The following is a 15596-nucleotide window of genomic DNA, read 5'->3' on the forward strand; positions in this document are numbered from 1 at the left end:
CTAAAAAAATCTCGCCACGCAAGTGTCATATAGCGGACACTTAGCCGAAAGGAATCAACAGTGCTTATTGCACAGCGCCCCACGCTCACCGAAGAGAACATCTCGGAGTTCCGATCCAGGTTCGTCATCGAACCTCTTGAGCCTGGTTTCGGTTACACCCTCGGCAACTCGATGCGCCGCACCCTCCTGTCCTCGATCCCCGGAGCCGCTGTCACCAGCATCCGGATCGACGGTGTGCTGCACGAGTTCAGCACCGTTCCCGGTGTCAAGGAAGACGTCACCGAGATCATCCTGAACATCAAGGGTCTCGTCATCTCCAGCGAGCACGACGAGCCCATCACCGCGTACCTGCGCAAGCAGGGTGCCGGCCAGGTCACGGCCGCCGACATCTCGGCTCCGGCCGGGGTCGAGGTCCACAACCCCGAGCTGGTCATCGCGACGCTGAACGACAAGGCCAAGTTCGAACTCGAGCTGACCATCGAGCGCGGCCGCGGCTACGTGTCGGCCACCCAGAACCGCAACGAGTACTCCGAGGCCGGCCAGATTCCGGTCGACTCGATCTACTCGCCCGTGCTCAAGGTGACCTACCGCGTCGAGGCCACCCGTGCCGGTGAGCGCACCGACTTCGACCGCCTCGTCGTCGACGTCGAGACCAAGTCGGCGATTTCGCCTCGCGACGCCATCGCATCGGCCGGTCGCACGCTGACCGAGCTGTTCGGTCTGGCCCGCGAGCTGAACACCGCCGCCGAAGGCATCGAAATCGGCCCCGCGCCGGTTGACGCCGTGCTGTCGACCGAGCTGTCGGTTCCGATCGAAGACCTCGATCTGTCCGTTCGCTCGTACAACTGCCTCAAGCGCGAGGGCATCAACAACGTCAGCGAACTGGTCGCCCTCTCGGAGACCCAGCTGATGAACATCCGCAACTTCGGACAGAAGTCGGTGGATGAGGTCAAGGACAAGCTCGTTGAGCTCGGCCTGTCACTGAAGGACTCGGTGCCCGGATTCGACGGTGCCCACTTCTACAGCGGCTACGACGAAGAAACCATCTAAAGCAGTCGTTCAGACTGACTTTCGACTTTGATACTGGAGATAACCAATGCCTACGCCCACTAAGGGAGCCCGCCTCGGAGGCGGACCGGCCCACGAGCGCCTCATGCTCGCCAACCTGGCCGCTTCCCTGTTCACCCACAAGTCCATCAAGACGACCGAGACGCGCGCCAAGCGCCTGCGTCCGGTCGCCGAGCGACTGATCACCTTCGCAAAGAAGGGCGACCTCCACGCTCGTCGTCGCGTGCTTGCCACCATCGGTGACAAGACCGTCGTGCACGAGCTCTTCACGGAGATCGCACCCCAGGTTGCTCTTCGTGAGGGCGGCTACACCCGCATCACGAAGCTCGGCTTCCGCAAGGGCGACAACGCCTCGATGGTGCAGATGGAACTCGTTCTCGAGCCCGTCACCCCGAAGGTCAAGCGCTCCTCCGCCAAGGCTGCTTCCAAGCCCGCCGCGGCAGCGCCCGTCGCCGAGGCTCCGGCCGAGGTCGTCGCCGAGGACGCAGCGCAGGACGCTGACGTCGTCGAGGCTGAGGAATCCAAGTAGGCACACTGTGCGTACTCGGCCCAGCTGACTCGCTGTGTTGAACTGAGAGGGGCCCGACTTCGGTCGGGCCCCTCTTCTGTGCCTGGGCAACGGACTATCGCCCGCGAAAGGCCCCGGCTACGGTGTGCGCCATGGAATGCAGGACTGGAATCCAGACTGACGCACCGCGGCGGCGCACGGTCCTGCCGACCGACACGCTGGGCTCCGCCCGCCCGGAGGCTGTCCGGTGGCGTCCGGCGACGTTGGCGGACGTCGACGATCTGTGGCACTTCACCCGGATGGTGGGCAGAGCGGACCATCCATACCACCTGACGACGCGGGAGGGCATCGAGCGGGACTTCGGCCTGTCGTACTTTCACCCGGAGCAGGACTCCCTGATCGGGTTCGCCCCCGACGGCACCCTCGTGGCGATGGGGATGGTGATGTCACCGCCGCTGCGCGAGCTCCGGGCCCGCTCGATCCTGGTCGGCGGGGTGCACCCCGACTACCGTGGGCGCGGCATCGGCCGTGAACTGCTGGCGTGGCAACTGGGCCGAGCCGCGGAACAGCTGGCCACCGCAGCGCCCACCGTGCCGCGGTGGATCCTCGCCTACACCGACGAGGCCGCGTACCGCAACGCCCGGCTGTTCCGGCGTCTGGGCATGGAATGCGCACGGTACTTCCAGTCCCTCGAGCGGCGCCTCGACCAGCCGATCCCCGACATCGACCTTCCGGGCGACGTCCGCGTCGTCCGGTTCACCGCGGAGCTCTCCCAAGCCGCGCACGAAGCGCGCGATTCCTCGTTCCAGGACCACTGGGCCAGCCAGCCGATGAGCGATGAAGCCTGGGACTTCTTCGTGGCCTCCGGCAAATTCCGCCCTGACCTGTCCTACCTGGCCCTCGGGACCGGCCCCGACGGGACCGAGAAGGTGGTGGGCTTCACCCTGGCCACGGTCACCGAAGACGACTGGGTGAACCAGGGCTATACCGGCAGTCACGTCGACCTCGTCGGCGTCATCGACGGATGGCGCGGCAAGCATATCGCGCGTGCTCTGCTGGCCGCGCACCTGCGCGCCGCGCGCACCGAGGGGTTGGCCAGGGTCACCCTGATCGTCGACTCCGAAAGCCCCACCGGTGCGCTGAACCTGTATCTCGGCATGGGGTTCACGCCCACGACCCGCCGGCTCGCCTTCACCGTCGAGCTCTAGTTTCACCCGTAACCCGTAACCCGTAACCCGGCGAACGTGGGCCGCGTCAGGGCAGCAGTGGCGGCCGGGGACCGGTCGAACCGGCAGGGACGGGACGGCGATACACCTCGAGGCCCGGCGCCGGCGGCGGTGCGGCGAGTCGTACCAGTGCGGCGCGGATGCTGTCCGTGTAGATCCGCCCGCCGGCCGGACCGGGGTGGATGTCGTCGTCCGCGAGCACATCCGTGTGCGCGGCGATCGCGGCGTTCCAGTCGGCCAGCTCGACCTTGCGGTGGCGGGCCGCGAACCGGGCCAGGTCGTCGTTGACTCCGGCCGTCCAGTCGCGCTCGGCGAAGGCGTTGACCAGGATCAGTTCCCGCTCCGGGCCGATGACCTGGCGGATGACCGCCAGCTGACTCGGCCGGATCGGCCCGTTGGTGCCGAGTCCGACGACGACCACCGGCCGGAGGGTGCCGGCATCGGCCAGGGCGGCGAGGATGCCGGGGGCAGCCCCCATACCGCGTGACACGGCGGCGTCGATCATGATTCCCGGGAAGCCGGTTTGCAGCTCGGGCGCCGAGGCCAGCATGACCGAGTCGCCCACGGCCGTGATCAGGTCCCCGGACGACGGCCGTCCGAGGGCGCCGGCGGCCGGCCGGGACGCCAGGCGTGCGGCCTCCCGCTCCGCGGCATTCACCGCCTCCTGGCCGCGCTCGATCTCGCTCTGGGCGCTCGTCTGGGTGGGAGCGGTGACCAGGGACGCGGTCGTCCCCGCCGCCAGGATCAGCGCGACGACGCCCACCAGGCCGAGCCAGCCGAGCCTGCCGCGCGGATGGATCGTGCGAGCACGGAGGCGACGGATGCTGCCGCGCACCCCCACCGCCCGTACGGGAAGTTCGAGCCAGCGGTACGACACGCCGGCCGCCAGCAGCGTCAGCGCGGCCGCCAGCACCCCGACCACGCTGCTCGTCAGCACGGTCGCCGGCCCGGTCGGCGAGGCGCCGGCCGCCGGCCACGCCGCCTGGGCGAGCACGAGCACCGGCCAGTGCCACAGGTAGATGCCGTAGGAGCGCTCGCCGAGGTAGCGCAGCGGCCCCGTGTCCAGTGCGGGCCCGAATCGCGGCCCCTGCACGGCCGCCCAGATCACGACCGCGCTGAGCAGGCTCACCAGCAGCAGGCCGCCCCGGTAGGTCACCATGCCGGTGTCGGGCAGCGTGAGCGCCGCCGCCAGCAGCCCGGCGAGGGCGGCCAGACCCAGCCGCGCCCGCCAGCGGCCGAGCAGGGCGGTGAGGCGGGGTGCCGGGCCGCGGGAGAAACCGGAACGGCGCAGCAGCAACGCGAGCGCGGCCCCGGTGAAGAGCCCGAAGCTGTGGGTATCCGAGCCGTAGTACACCCGGGTGGGGTCAGCGGGCTCGACCAGCAGCCCCATCCACCCGGCGGACGCCAGAGCCAGGGCGGCGACCAGGGTGAGGCGCAGCCGGCCGTTCCGCACCCGCAGCAGCCCGAGGAGCGCGAACGGCCAGACCAGGTAGAACTGTTCCTCCACCGCCAGCGACCACAGGTTCCGGAACAGCTCCGGCGCCGTGGCGCTGAAATAACTCACCGACCCGGCGATCGACACCCAGTTGTAGCCAAAGGTGACCGCGCCGAGCAGTTGCCAGCCGAGGCCCACCAGCACGTCGCCGCCGATCAGCCAGGCGGCCGTGCACAGGACCAACACCAGCGGGATCAACGGCGGCACCAGGCGCCGCGCCCGCCGCTTCCAGAACCGGCCGAGCGCGAGCCGCGAGGTGTCGTCCCATTCGGTGATGAGCAGGCCCGTGATCAGGAAACCGCTGATCACGAAGAAGACGTCCACGCCGATGAAACCGCCGGGCAGCACCGCGGGGAAGAAGTGGAACACGACGACCAGAGCCACCGCGATGCCACGCAGGCCGTCGAGACCGGCCAGGCGTTTCGGGGGGACGCTCATGGAGTGCGGACAAGCGTCGGAGTGCGGACAAGCATCAGTGGGTGGGGGCTGCAGGTATTCATGACAGGAGAGGACCGGAAGTCCGGGTTCTACGATAACCCGGCCCGGAACATACACTTACCTCCGTGATTCTTCCCCCGGCGCCCGACGAGACCCAAGCAGCGGGCGCCACCCGGATCAGGCTCGATATCGCCTACGACGGCACCGGCATGAGCGGCTGGGCGACCCAGCCGGGCCTGCGCACCGTGCAGGGCCAGATCGAGGCCGGGCTGGCGGGCATCCTGCACAGCCACCCGCCGACCCCGGTCCTGACCGTGGCCGGGAGAACGGATGCCGGCGTGCACGCCACCGGGCAGGTCGCCCACTTCGACCTCAACCCCGACCAGGCCGACGGCCTCGTGCGCATCGCCCGTGGCAAGGGTCGGCCCCCGACGCCGCTGGCGGTCATGGTGCAGCGGCGGCTCAGCGGCATCCTCGTCACCCAGCCCGAAATCGTGATCAAATCCTCCGTGCTCGCCCCGCCCGGGTTCGACGCCCGGTTCTCCGCGCTCTACCGGCGCTACGAGTACCGGATCGCCGACTCCGTCGTCGGGCACGATCCGCTGCAGCGGTTCCGCACCACCTGGCACGGCTTCGCCCTCGACGTGGACGCCATGGACGCGGCGGCCGCGACGCTCATCGGCCTGCACGACTTCGCCACCTACTGCAAGCCGCGTCCCGGGGCCACGACCATCCGCACCCTGCAGGAGTTCCGGTGGCGCCGCGACCCGGATGGCGTGCTCGTCGCATCCGTTCAGGCCGACGCCTTCTGCCACAGCATGGTGCGCGCGCTGGTCGGGGCCTGCGTCGCGGTGGGGGAGGGCCGCCTGGCCGGGGACCGCCTGGTGGACCTCCGGATCGAGCGGGCCCGCACCAGCGAATTCAAGGTGATGCCCGCCCAGGGACTCGCGCTGCTGGAGGTCGGCTACCCGGCCGACGAGCTGCTGGCCCTGCGGGCCCGGGAGACCCGCGCTCGCCGGGAGCTCATCGACGACGTCGAGTAGCCCTCGAATTGCGCTGCCGGGCCCACCGGGTTAGTATTATTCCTTGGTGTCTGTGCGTTGCAGCCAGGCACACGAACGTGAGCCCTCCATCGATCGTGTTCCCCCTCTGGGAACACACCCGGAGCGGGATTCACGAACACCTCCGTTCGAAACAAGAAAGCAGCACAATAGTGACGCGCACTTATACCCCCAAAGCAAGCGAAGTCCAGCACGACTGGGTCGTCATCGACGCCACAGACATCGTGCTCGGTCGTCTTGCCAGCCACGCCGCCATTCTCCTTCGGGGAAAGCACAAGGCCACGTTCTCTCCCCACATGGACATGGGAGATTTCGTCATCATCATCAACGCCGAGAAGATTGCCCTCACCGGCAAGAAGCTCGACCTGAAAATGGCATACCGCCACTCCGGTTACCCGGGCGGCCTCACGGCCACCAACTACTCGGAGATGCTCGAAAAGCACCCGACCCGTGCGGTCGAGAAGGCCATCCGCGGCATGCTGCCGAAGAACACGCTCGGCCGCGCCCAGCTGGCCAAGCTCAAGGTCTACGCCGGCCCCGAGCACCCGCACGCCGCGCAGCAGCCCAAGCCGTACACCCTCGCCCAGGTCGCTCAGTAGCGCCGGCCTCCAGACTTTTCGATTCTAAGAAAAAAGGATTCACACCATCGTGGCGAAAATCGCAGATCAGATTGACCAGGCTCCGGAGAGCTACTCGACCGAGACTCCGGCCGAGACTGAAACCAAGGCGCCCCGCGCCATTCTCAACGTTCCCGGCGCAGCCGTCGGCCGTCGCAAGCAGGCCATCGCCCGCGTGCGCATCGTCCCCGGCTCGGGAACCATCACGGTCAACGGCCGCGAGTTCTCGGACTACTTCCCGAACAAGCTGCACCAGCAGCTGATCAACGACCCGTTCAAGGTGCTCGACCTCATGGGCAGCTACGACGTCATCGCGCGCATCACCGGCGGTGGCCCCTCCGGCCAGGCCGGCGCCCTGCGTCTCGGCATCGCGCGTTCGCTGAACCAGATCGACGAAGAGAACAACCGCGCCATCCTGAAGAAGAACGGCTTCCTCAACCGTGACGCTCGCGTCAAGGAGCGCAAGAAGGCCGGACTCAAGAAGGCCCGTAAGGCTCCTCAGTTCTCCAAGCGTTAAGTCGATCGGCACCGTAGAAAAATGCCTCGACTATTTGGCACGGACGGCGTCCGAGGTCTGGCCAACCGTGATCTCACGGCTGGACTGGCCCTGGACCTCGCCCAGGCCAGTGCGGCGGTCCTGACTCAGGGCCGCCGCGCGGAGTTGCGTCGCGCAGAGGGCCGTCGGCCCGTCGCGGTGCTCGCCCGGGATCCCCGAATCTCCGGTGAATTCATTTCGGCCGCGGTTGCGGCCGGCCTGGCGAGTTCCGGCGTGGACGTGCTCGACGCGGGCGTCATCCCGACGCCCGCCGCAGCGTTCCTGATCGCCGATATCGGCGCTGACTTCGGCGTGATGATTTCCGCCTCGCACAATCCCGCCCCCGACAACGGCATCAAGTTCTTCGCCTTCGGGGGAACCAAACTTCCCGACGACGTCGAGGATCGGATCGAAGAGCACCTGTCGTTCGGCAAGCTCACGCCGATCGGCGGCGACGTCGGTCGCATCAGCCGCTTCGCGGATGCCGAAGACCGTTATGTCGTGCACCTCCTCGGCACGCTGCCGCACCGCCTCGACGGCATCCACGTCGTGCTCGACTGCGCACACGGCGCCGCCGCCGGCGTCTCGCCGCAGGTCTTCACGGATGCCGGAGCCACGCTCACGGTCATCGGCGCCGACCCGGACGGCAACAACATCAACGACGGCGTGGGCTCCACCCACCTCGACAACCTGGCCCGAGCCGTGATCGCAGCCGGCGCCGACGTCGGCATCGCCCACGACGGCGACGCGGACCGGTGCCTGGCCGTCGACCGCGACGGCAACATCGTCGACGGCGACCAGATCATGGCGATCCTCGCCGTCTCGATGGCCGAACGCGGCGTGCTGAAAGACCGCACCCTCGTGGCCACGGTGATGAGCAACCTCGGCTTGCGCAAAGCCATGGCGGCCCACGACATCCGCATGATCGAGACCAAGGTCGGCGACCGCTACGTACTCGAAGCGCTCAACATCGACGGGCTGTCCCTCGGCGGCGAACAATCGGGCCATGTGATCATGACCAAGTTCGCCACGACCGGTGACGGCATCCTGACCGGGCTGCACCTGGTCGCCGAGATGGCCCGCACCGGCAAGACCCTCGCCGAGCTCGCCTCGGTGATGACGGTCTTCCCGCAGATCCTGGTCAATGTGCGCGGCGTCAACCATCACGGGCTGAACTCGAACGAGATCATCGCGGAGGCCGTCCGGGCAGCCGAGGCCGAACTCGGTGACACCGGCCGGGTGCTGCTGCGCCCGTCGGGCACCGAGCCCATGGTGCGCGTCATGGTCGAAGCGGCCGACCAGGGCACCGCCGACCGGCTCGCGAACCAGCTGGCCGACACCGTCCGCCTGCAGCTCGCTCTCTAGGCCCTTCCGAGCCCGACGGCGCCCCGCCCCGCGCCGAGGCCGTCGCGTGTGCCCGTTCCCGGTCACACCTTGCGCAGCAGCACCTTGGACACGGCGTGGTTCGGGTCCTTCCGCAGCACGAGGGTCGCCCGGGAGCGGGTCGGCCGGATGTTCCGCAACAGGTTGGGTTCGTTGATCTCGGTCCAGATATCCCGGGCCCGGCTCCGTGCCTCGGCCTCGGTCATGCTCGCATACCGGTGGAAATACGACTTCGGGTTGCTGAACGCACCGCGCTGCAGTTTGAGGAAGCGCTCCTCATACCAGCGGGCGATGTCCTGCGTACGGGCGTCCACGTACACGGTGAAGTCGAACAGGTCGCTGACGGCAAGCCCGTGGCCCGGCCCGGGCGGCTGCAGCACGTTGAGGCCCTCGACGATCAGGATGTCCGGCTGCCGCACCACGATCTGCGCATCCGGAACAATGTCGTAGCTGAGGTGTGAATAGAACGGCGACCGCACCTCGGCGGCGCCGCTCTTGACCGCGGCCACGAAGCGCAGCAGGGCACGCCGGTCGTAGGACTCGGGGAACCCCTTCCGGTCCATCAGTCCCCGGCGGGAGAGTTCCGCGTTGGGCAGCAGGAAGCCGTCGGTGGTCACCAGCTCCACCCGCGGCGTGTCTTCCCAGCGGGCCAGCAGCTCTCGCAGCAGACGGGCGATGGTGGACTTGCCCACCGCGACAGACCCGGCGACCCCGATCACGAACGGCGTGCGCTGGGCGCGCTCCCCGAGGAAGTCGCTCGTGGCACGGTGCAGCTGCCGTGCACCGGCGGCGTACAGGTTGAGCAGGCGGCTCAGCGGCAGGTAGACATCCGTGACCTCATTGAGGTCCAGCGGCTCTCCCAGCCCCCGCAGCTGCACGATCTCCGTCTCCCGCAGCGGAAGCCGGGTGGTCGGCGCGAGGGCGGCCCAGTCTGCCCGGTCCAATTCGACGAAGGGAGTGCTGTGGTCGTTGTTCCAGGGACTCGCAACCGGATCGGACATTTCACCGAGCTTACTCGGACTAAAATCGGAACCATGTGTGGAATCGTGGGATACGTAGGAGACAACAAGAGCGTCCAGGTCCTGATGGGAGGGCTGCGGCGGCTTGAATACCGGGGGTATGACTCCGCGGGGATCGCCGTCATCGACGGCGAGGGCACCCTCAACACCGCCAAGCGAGCGGGCAAACTGGCCGTTCTGGCCGCCGAACTCAAGGCGAACCCGATCAACAACGGGAACACCGGGATCGGGCACACCCGGTGGGCGACCCACGGGGCACCGAACGACCTGAACGCTCACCCGCACCTGGGTGACAACGGCAAGCTCGCCCTGATCCACAACGGCATCATCGAGAACTTCTCCGTGCTCAAGGACGAACTCCTCGCCGAGGGTTTCACCTTCGAGAGCGAGACCGACACCGAGGTCGCGGCCATCCTGCTCGGTCGTGAGTACCAGCGCGTCGGCGACCTGGGCGACGCGTTCCGCGCCGTCGTGTCCCGCCTCGACGGCGCCTTCACCCTGCTTGCCGTGCACCAGGACCAGCCCGGCATCGTCGTCGGCGCCCGCCGCAACTCCCCGCTCGTGATCGGCCTGGGCGACGGCGAGAACTTCCTCGGCTCCGACGTCGCGGCGTTCGTCGAGTACACCCGCCGGGCGGTGGCCATCGGCCAGGACCAGATCGTCACCATCACGCCCGACCTCGTGACCGTCACCGACTTCGCCGGCAACGCCGTCGAGGTGGAAGAGTTCGACATCGCCTGGGACGCGTCGGCGTCCGAGAAGGGCGGCTGGTCCAGCTTCATGGCCAAGGAAGTCTCCGAGCAGCCGGATGCCGTGCGCAACACCCTGCGCGGCCGCATCCACGAGGGCCAGGCCGTCGTTCCCGAGCTGACCGAATTCGGAGACGACGTACTCGCCGGCATCCGTCGCATCGTGGTCGTCGCCTGCGGCACCGCCGCCAACGCCGGCTACGTCGCCAAGTACGCCATCGAGAAGTGGACCCGGGTTCCGGTCGACATCGAACTCAGCCACGAGTTCCGTTACCGCGACCCGGTGCTGAACGCCGAGACCCTGGTCATCTCGATCAGCCAGTCCGGCGAGACCATGGACACGCTCATGGCGGTCAAGTTCGCCCGGGAATCGGGTGCGAAGGCCATCTCGATCTGCAACACCCAGGGTGCCACCATTCCCCGCGAGTCGGACGCCGTCATCTACACCCACGCCGGCCCCGAGGTCGCCGTGGCGTCGACGAAGGGCTTCACCGCCCAGATCGCCGCCCTGTACCTGTTCGGCCTGCACCTCGCCCGGGTGCGCGGCAGCCTCAGCGAGGCGGAGTGCGCCGTGCAGATCGCCGAACTCCAGGCCATCCCGGACAAGCTGGCGACCACACTGCTGCAGGAATCGACCGTGCACGAGCTGGCCACCTGGATGGCCGACACCCGCGCCGTGCTGTTCCTCGGCCGCCACGTGGGCTTCCCGATCGCGCTCGAGGGCGCGCTCAAGCTCAAGGAGCTCGCCTACATCCACGCGGAGGGTTTCGCCGCCGGCGAGCTCAAGCACGGCCCGATCGCGCTGATCGAGCCCGGCCAGCCGGTCTTCGTCGTTGTGCCGAGCCCGCGCGGCTCCGCGCACCTGCACCCCAAGGTGGTCTCCAACATCCAGGAGATCCGGGCCCGCGGCGCCCGCATCATCGCGATCGCCGAAGAGGGGGATGTCGCGGTGCTGCCGTTCGCGGACACCGTCATCCGCATCCCGCTGGCGGCGCCGCTGTTCGAACCGCTCCTGGCGGTCGTTCCCCTGCAGATCTTCGCCATGGAACTCGCCACGGTGAAGGGACTCGACGTCGACCAGCCCCGCAACCTGGCGAAGTCCGTCACGGTCGAGTAGCTCGAGCCGCGAGTCGAAGTAGCCGGAGGATGCAGCACAGGGTGCACAGGGTGACCGGATGATCCGGGGCATCGGGGTCGACATCGTCGACCTCGCCCGCTTCGAACGGCAGGTCCTGCGCACGCCGGGGCTCATTCCCCGGCTCTTCACGGAGGCGGAGCGTGGGCTGCCGGTGCACTCCCTGGCCGCGCGCTTCGCGGCCAAGGAGGCCCTGATCAAGGCGCTCGGCGACAGTGCCGGCACCAGTTGGCAGGAGATGGACGTCGTCACCGACGCCCACGGCAACCCCGGCTTCGTGCTGGCCGGAGCCACCGCGGCGGCCGTGACGGCCCGCGGCATCGACACGGTGCACCTGACCATGACCCACGACGCCGGCGTGGCCTGCGCGTTCGTCGTCACGGAGGGCACCGCATGACCGGTTACCGGGAAGCCGTCGTCGACCTGGGCGCGGTCTACGCCAACGTTGGGCACCTGCGGCAGGTGGCCGGCACCCCCCACCTGATGGCCGTCGTCAAGGCGAACGCCTACGGGCACGGGGCCGTGCCGGTCGCCCGCACCGCGCTCGCCGCCGGCGCCGACTGGCTCGGGGTGGCCGACATCGACGAGGCACTCGAACTGCGGGACGCCGGCATCGACGCGCCCGTCCTGGCCTGGCTGCATGATCCGGATGCCGATTTCGCCGCCGCCCTCGCGCGGAACATCAGCCTCGGGCTCTCGTCGGCGCGGCAGCTGCACCAGGTCGCAGGCGCCGCCGCCGCTCTCGGCCGCGTGGCGGACGTACACCTCAAGTTGGAGACCGGGCTCAACCGCAACGGCGTGGACGAACCGGACTGGGCCGAGACGTTCGCTCTGGCGGCCCGGCTCGAGCGGGCCGGCCGCCTGAGGGTGACCGGGATTTTCAGCCACCTGTCGAACGCGTCCCCCGTCGACGACGCCGAGGCGATCGAGAGCTTCGAACGCGGTGTGGCCCTCGCCGGCACCGCCGGGCTGACCCCGCCGCTGATCCACCTGGCGTCCACCGCTGCGGCGCTCCGCACGCCGGCCGCCCGCTTCACCATGGTGCGGGTGGGCATCGGCATCTACGGGCTGTCGCCGTTCGCCGACCAGACCTCGCACGAGCTGGGCCTCACCCCGGCGATGACGTTGCGGGGGCGCGTCGCCGCGGTGCGCCGCGTGGCCGCCGGTGCCGGGGTTTCCTACGACTACCTCTGGCGGGCGCCCGTCGACGGCTGCCTCGCCCTCGTGCCGCTCGGCTACGCGGACGGCGTGCCGCGCTCGGCCACGGGAACCGCGCGGGTCGACATCGATGGGCACCCGCATCCGCTGGTCGGGCGCATCGCCATGGACCAGTTCGTCGTGAGCGTCGGCCAGCAGAGCGTGGCGGTCGGCGACGACGTCGTGCTGTTCGGCAACCCGGAGACGGGGGTGCCGAGCGCCACCGACTGGGCCGACGCGGCCGGCACCATCAACTACGAGATCGTGACCCGGATCGGCCGCCGGGTTCCCCGCAGCTACCGAGGCGGGGTCGGCGACGAGGCCGGCGGGGGTCCAATCTGATGCGCACCGTCATCCCCGACGCCGCAGCAATGCACGAGTTCGGCCGCACGGTCGCGGGCCTGCTGCGGGCCGGCGACCTGATCGTGCTGACCGGGCCGCTCGGCGCCGGGAAGACGACCTTCACCCGCGGCCTGGGGGAGGGGCTGCAGGTGCGCGGCTCTGTCACGAGCCCCACCTTCGTGCTCGCCCGCACCCACCCGAGCACGGTCGGCGGGCCCCCGCTCGTGCACGTCGACGCCTACCGTCTCGGGAGCGCCCTCGAGCTGGACGACCTCGACATCGATTTCGCCCGGTCGATCGTCGTGGTCGAGTGGGGCCGCGGGATGCTCGACGGTATCGCCGACTCCTGGCTCGACATCGAGATCGAACGGCCGGTCGGGGCCTCGCAGGCGGCAGCATCCGTCACCGCCGACCCGACCGAGGTGCTCGACGCGACCGAGGTGTTCGACCTCGACGAGCCGCGCACGGTCACGGTCACCCCGCACGGCCCCCGCTGGGCTGACTCGGGCGAATTCAGCGAATAGGCTGGTGAGGTGCTTCTCGCCATCGATACTTCCGCCGGAACGAGCGTCGCGGTCGTGGATCTCGCCCGCGGCGTCATCGCCGAACACTCCACCGACGACACCATGCGCCACGCCGAGGTGGTCGGCCGCCTGATCGCCGACTGCCTCACCGACGCGGCCGTTCCGATCAGCGGCCTTTCCGCCGTGGTTGGCGGCATGGGGCCCGGACCCTTCACCGGCCTGCGCGTGGGCATCGCCGCCGCGCGGGTCTTCGCGCTGGGTGCCGGGGTGCCCTTCATGCCCGTCGTCAGCCACGACGCGCTCGCCTTCGGCCGCTACCAGGCCGGCCACAGCGGCCCGCTCGTCGTCGTCACCGACGCCCGCCGCCGCGAGGTGAACTGGTCCGTGTACAGCGGGGCGGATGCCGCGGGTCTCCCGATCCGGGTCGACGGCCCGGGCGTGGCCCGGCCGGCCGTGCTGCAGGAGCCCGACTGGGAGCACGCGCGGGTGCCCCGCTTCGACGCGGTCGCCGTGTCCGCCGGGGAGCTGGGGCTGGTCGCCGAGCTGATGTGGGCCCACCGGCATCCGTTCGCCGCCGACGAGGCGCTCTACCTGCGCTCGCCGGACGTCACCCTGTCCAACGGTCCGAAACGGGTCAGCTGATGACCTGGCAGCTGCGCCGCGCCCGAGCCGCCGATGTGGACGCCATCATGGCGCTCGAGACCCGGATCTTCGTCAACGACGCGTGGTCCGCCGAGGCGATGGCCCAGGACGTGGCCAACCCGAACTGCTACTACCTGGTCGCCTTCCCGCCCGATGAGCCCGACCGGATCGAGGCCTACGCCGGGCTGCAGGCCCCGCGCGGAGCGCACGAGGGTGACGTCCAGACCATCGCGGTCACCGAACAGGCTCGCGGGCACGGCCTCGGCCGAACGCTGATGCTCAGCCTGATCGCCGAGGCCCGGAAACGGGGTGTGCGGGAAGTGTTCCTCGAGGTGCGCGCCGACAACCCGTCGGCCCAGGCGCTCTACCTCCGCCTCGGCTTCGAGGAGCTGGGCCTGCGCCGCGGCTACTACCAGCCCGACAATGTCGACGCGATCGTGATGAGACTGCACGTGCCCGACCCCGAGATGCAGATGACACCGGCAGAGGCCGCAGCGGAGGCCACCGAATGAAGACCCGGAACGACACGACCGATCTGACCACGACCGATCTGCCTACGACCACCCTGAACCGCGTCGACCCGCTCGTGCTCGGCATCGAAACGTCCTGCGACGAGACCGGCATCGGGATCGTGCGCGGCACGACCCTGCTTTCCAACACGATCGCGTCGTCGATGGACGAGCACGCCCGCTACGGCGGAGTCGTCCCGGAGGTGGCCGCGCGCGCCCACCTCGAGGAACTCGTTCCGGCCATCCGAGCGGCGACGCTGGAGGCCGGCATCCGTTTGGAAGAGATCGACGCGGTGGCCGTGACCTGCGGCCCCGGCCTGGCCGGCGCGCTCATGGTCGGGGTCGGCGCGGCCAAGGCGCTCGCCATCTCGCTCGGCAAACCGATCTACGCGGTCAACCACCTCGTCGGCCATGTGGGCGCCGACGTGTTGCGCCTCGGCGCGGACGACACCACGGAGGCACTGGAGTACCCCACGATCGCGCTCCTCGTCAGCGGCGGTCACACCTCTCTGCTCCTGGTGCGCGATCTGGTCTCCGACGTCGAACTGCTCGGCGAGACCATCGACGACGCGGCCGGCGAGGCCTTTGACAAGGTGGCCCGCCTGCTCGGCCTGCCCTACCCGGGCGGACCCCAGATCGACCGGGCCGCTCTGGACGGCGATCCCACCGCCATCCGTTTCCCCCGCGGTCTCAGCCAGACCAAGGACATGGCGAAACACCGTTACGACTTCTCGTTCTCCGGACTCAAGACGTCGGTGGCCCGGTGGGTCGAGCAGAAGCGCGACGCGGACGAGCCGGTGCCGCTGGCCGACGTGGCCGCCAGCTTCCGGGAGGCGGTCGTCGACATCCTTCTGACCAAGGCCGTGGCGGCCTGCGTCGACCACGGGGTGCCGCGGCTCCTGCTCGGGGGCGGCGTGATCGCCAACGCCCGGCTACGCCAGGTGGCCCAGGAACGCACGGATGCCGCCGGCATCGCCCTGCGCGTCCCGCCTTTGTCGCTCTGCACCGACAACGGTGCCATGATCGCCGCCCTCGGGGCGCAACTGATCATGGCCGGGCATGCGCCCTCCTCGCTGGAGTTCGGCGCGGATTCCACCCTCCCGGTCTCCGACATTCAGGTCTGAAACCCCCTCCGACATTCAGGTCTG

General features: G+C 69.2%; 16 protein-coding genes. 14 read left to right on the plus strand and 2 right to left on the minus strand.

From position 1 onward, the window contains the following. Positions 1-60 precede the first annotated feature (60 nt). The 3 genes from E3T23_RS04920 to E3T23_RS04930 all read left to right on the plus strand — a co-directional run bounded on the left by E3T23_RS04920 (position 61) and on the right by E3T23_RS04930 (position 2784). Entirely contained in the window at positions 61-1050 is a 990-nt protein-coding gene (locus E3T23_RS04920) for a DNA-directed RNA polymerase subunit alpha (protein WP_110128294.1), read from the plus strand. 46 nt (positions 1051-1096) lie between these two features. Beyond that, complete coding sequence (gene rplQ, locus E3T23_RS04925; RefSeq protein ID WP_134369276.1) at positions 1097-1597, plus strand: 50S ribosomal protein L17; 501 nt, start codon at positions 1097-1099, stop codon at positions 1595-1597. Between the two features lie 131 nt (positions 1598-1728). Continuing rightward, positions 1729-2784, plus strand: coding sequence for a GNAT family N-acetyltransferase (locus tag E3T23_RS04930; RefSeq protein ID WP_134369277.1), 1056 nt, complete (start codon positions 1729-1731; stop codon positions 2782-2784). Positions 2785-2830: 46 nt separating this feature from the next. Here the strand turns inward: E3T23_RS04930 and E3T23_RS04935 are convergent, their stop codons facing one another. Then, entirely contained in the window at positions 2831-4735 is a 1905-nt protein-coding gene (locus E3T23_RS04935) for an acyltransferase family protein (RefSeq protein ID WP_134369278.1), read from the minus strand. A 209-nt stretch (positions 4736-4944) separates the two neighbouring features. Here E3T23_RS04935 and E3T23_RS04940 point away from each other — a divergent pair, with 209 nt between their 5' ends. The 4 genes from E3T23_RS04940 to glmM all read left to right on the plus strand — a co-directional run bounded on the left by E3T23_RS04940 (position 4945) and on the right by glmM (position 8313). Continuing rightward, complete coding sequence (locus E3T23_RS04940; RefSeq protein ID WP_134369326.1) at positions 4945-5778, plus strand: tRNA pseudouridine synthase A; 834 nt, start codon at positions 4945-4947, stop codon at positions 5776-5778. 170 nt (positions 5779-5948) lie between these two features. Continuing rightward, complete coding sequence (gene rplM / locus E3T23_RS04945) at positions 5949-6395, plus strand: 50S ribosomal protein L13 (RefSeq protein ID WP_104100940.1); 447 nt, start codon at positions 5949-5951, stop codon at positions 6393-6395. A 49-nt stretch (positions 6396-6444) separates the two neighbouring features. Further along, positions 6445-6930: a 30S ribosomal protein S9 gene (rpsI, locus tag E3T23_RS04950; RefSeq protein WP_134369279.1), complete on the plus strand. Its 486-nt coding sequence runs from the start codon at positions 6445-6447 to the stop codon at positions 6928-6930. A 21-nt stretch (positions 6931-6951) separates the two neighbouring features. Next, positions 6952-8313, plus strand: coding sequence for a phosphoglucosamine mutase (gene glmM, locus E3T23_RS04955; RefSeq protein WP_134369280.1), 1362 nt, complete (start codon positions 6952-6954; stop codon positions 8311-8313). Between the two features lie 62 nt (positions 8314-8375). On the opposite strand, the gene coaA is transcribed toward glmM, so the two are convergent. Then, on the minus strand, positions 8376-9332 hold the full coding sequence (gene coaA / locus E3T23_RS04960; RefSeq protein WP_134369281.1) for a type I pantothenate kinase: 957 nt from the start codon (positions 9330-9332) through the stop codon (positions 8376-8378). Between the two features lie 33 nt (positions 9333-9365). Here coaA and glmS point away from each other — a divergent pair, with 33 nt between their 5' ends. From glmS to tsaD, 7 genes are read left to right on the plus strand one after another with little or no spacing between them, the layout of a single operon-like run. After that, complete coding sequence (glmS, locus tag E3T23_RS04965; protein ID WP_134369282.1) at positions 9366-11216, plus strand: glutamine--fructose-6-phosphate transaminase (isomerizing); 1851 nt, start codon at positions 9366-9368, stop codon at positions 11214-11216. 58 nt (positions 11217-11274) lie between these two features. Beyond that, a complete protein-coding gene (locus E3T23_RS04970; protein ID WP_134369283.1) occupies positions 11275-11631 on the plus strand; it encodes a holo-ACP synthase in 357 nt (118 codons plus the stop codon). Further along, complete coding sequence (alr, locus tag E3T23_RS04975) at positions 11628-12773, plus strand: alanine racemase (protein WP_134369284.1); 1146 nt, start codon at positions 11628-11630, stop codon at positions 12771-12773. The genes E3T23_RS04970 and alr overlap by 4 nt, the downstream gene beginning before the upstream one ends. Continuing rightward, complete coding sequence (tsaE, locus tag E3T23_RS04980) at positions 12773-13297, plus strand: tRNA (adenosine(37)-N6)-threonylcarbamoyltransferase complex ATPase subunit type 1 TsaE (protein ID WP_134369285.1); 525 nt, start codon at positions 12773-12775, stop codon at positions 13295-13297. The genes alr and tsaE overlap by 1 nt, the downstream gene beginning before the upstream one ends. A gap of 9 nt (positions 13298-13306) precedes the next feature. Further along, positions 13307-13939 (plus strand): tRNA (adenosine(37)-N6)-threonylcarbamoyltransferase complex dimerization subunit type 1 TsaB, encoded by a 633-nt coding sequence (tsaB, locus tag E3T23_RS04985; RefSeq protein ID WP_134369286.1) that lies wholly within the window; start codon positions 13307-13309, stop codon positions 13937-13939. Next, positions 13939-14451 carry a ribosomal protein S18-alanine N-acetyltransferase gene (rimI, locus tag E3T23_RS04990; RefSeq protein WP_134369287.1) on the plus strand — a complete coding sequence of 171 codons (513 nt, stop codon included), beginning with the start codon at positions 13939-13941 and terminating at the stop codon, positions 14449-14451. Before tsaB ends, rimI begins: the two co-directional genes overlap by 1 nt. After that, positions 14448-15572 (plus strand): tRNA (adenosine(37)-N6)-threonylcarbamoyltransferase complex transferase subunit TsaD, encoded by a 1125-nt coding sequence (gene tsaD, locus E3T23_RS04995; RefSeq protein WP_134369288.1) that lies wholly within the window; start codon positions 14448-14450, stop codon positions 15570-15572. The genes rimI and tsaD overlap by 4 nt, the downstream gene beginning before the upstream one ends. Positions 15573-15596 lie beyond the last annotated feature (24 nt).

This window comes from Cryobacterium cheniae, from assembly GCF_004403395.1.
Classification (GTDB): Bacteria; Actinomycetota; Actinomycetes; order Actinomycetales; family Microbacteriaceae; genus Cryobacterium; species Cryobacterium cheniae.

Coding starts and splice junctions, on each gene's coding strand:
- E3T23_RS04930 (WP_134369277.1), top strand. CDS start 1,729: ATGGAATGCAGGACTGGAATCCAGACTGACGCACCGCGGCGGCGCACG.
- E3T23_RS04940 (WP_134369326.1), top strand. CDS start 4,945: ATGAGCGGCTGGGCGACCCAGCCGGGCCTGCGCACCGTGCAGGGCCAG.
- E3T23_RS04935 (WP_134369278.1), bottom strand. CDS start 4,735: ATGAGCGTCCCCCCGAAACGCCTGGCCGGTCTCGACGGCCTGCGTGGC.
- tsaD (WP_134369288.1), top strand. CDS start 14,448: ATGAAGACCCGGAACGACACGACCGATCTGACCACGACCGATCTGCCT.
- rplQ (WP_134369276.1), top strand. CDS start 1,097: ATGCCTACGCCCACTAAGGGAGCCCGCCTCGGAGGCGGACCGGCCCAC.
- tsaE (WP_134369285.1), top strand. CDS start 12,773: ATGCGCACCGTCATCCCCGACGCCGCAGCAATGCACGAGTTCGGCCGC.
- glmS (WP_134369282.1), top strand. CDS start 9,366: ATGTGTGGAATCGTGGGATACGTAGGAGACAACAAGAGCGTCCAGGTC.
- rimI (WP_134369287.1), top strand. CDS start 13,939: ATGACCTGGCAGCTGCGCCGCGCCCGAGCCGCCGATGTGGACGCCATC.
- glmM (WP_134369280.1), top strand. CDS start 6,952: ATGCCTCGACTATTTGGCACGGACGGCGTCCGAGGTCTGGCCAACCGT.
- alr (WP_134369284.1), top strand. CDS start 11,628: ATGACCGGTTACCGGGAAGCCGTCGTCGACCTGGGCGCGGTCTACGCC.
- E3T23_RS04970 (WP_134369283.1), top strand. CDS start 11,275: ATGATCCGGGGCATCGGGGTCGACATCGTCGACCTCGCCCGCTTCGAA.
- coaA (WP_134369281.1), bottom strand. CDS start 9,332: ATGTCCGATCCGGTTGCGAGTCCCTGGAACAACGACCACAGCACTCCC.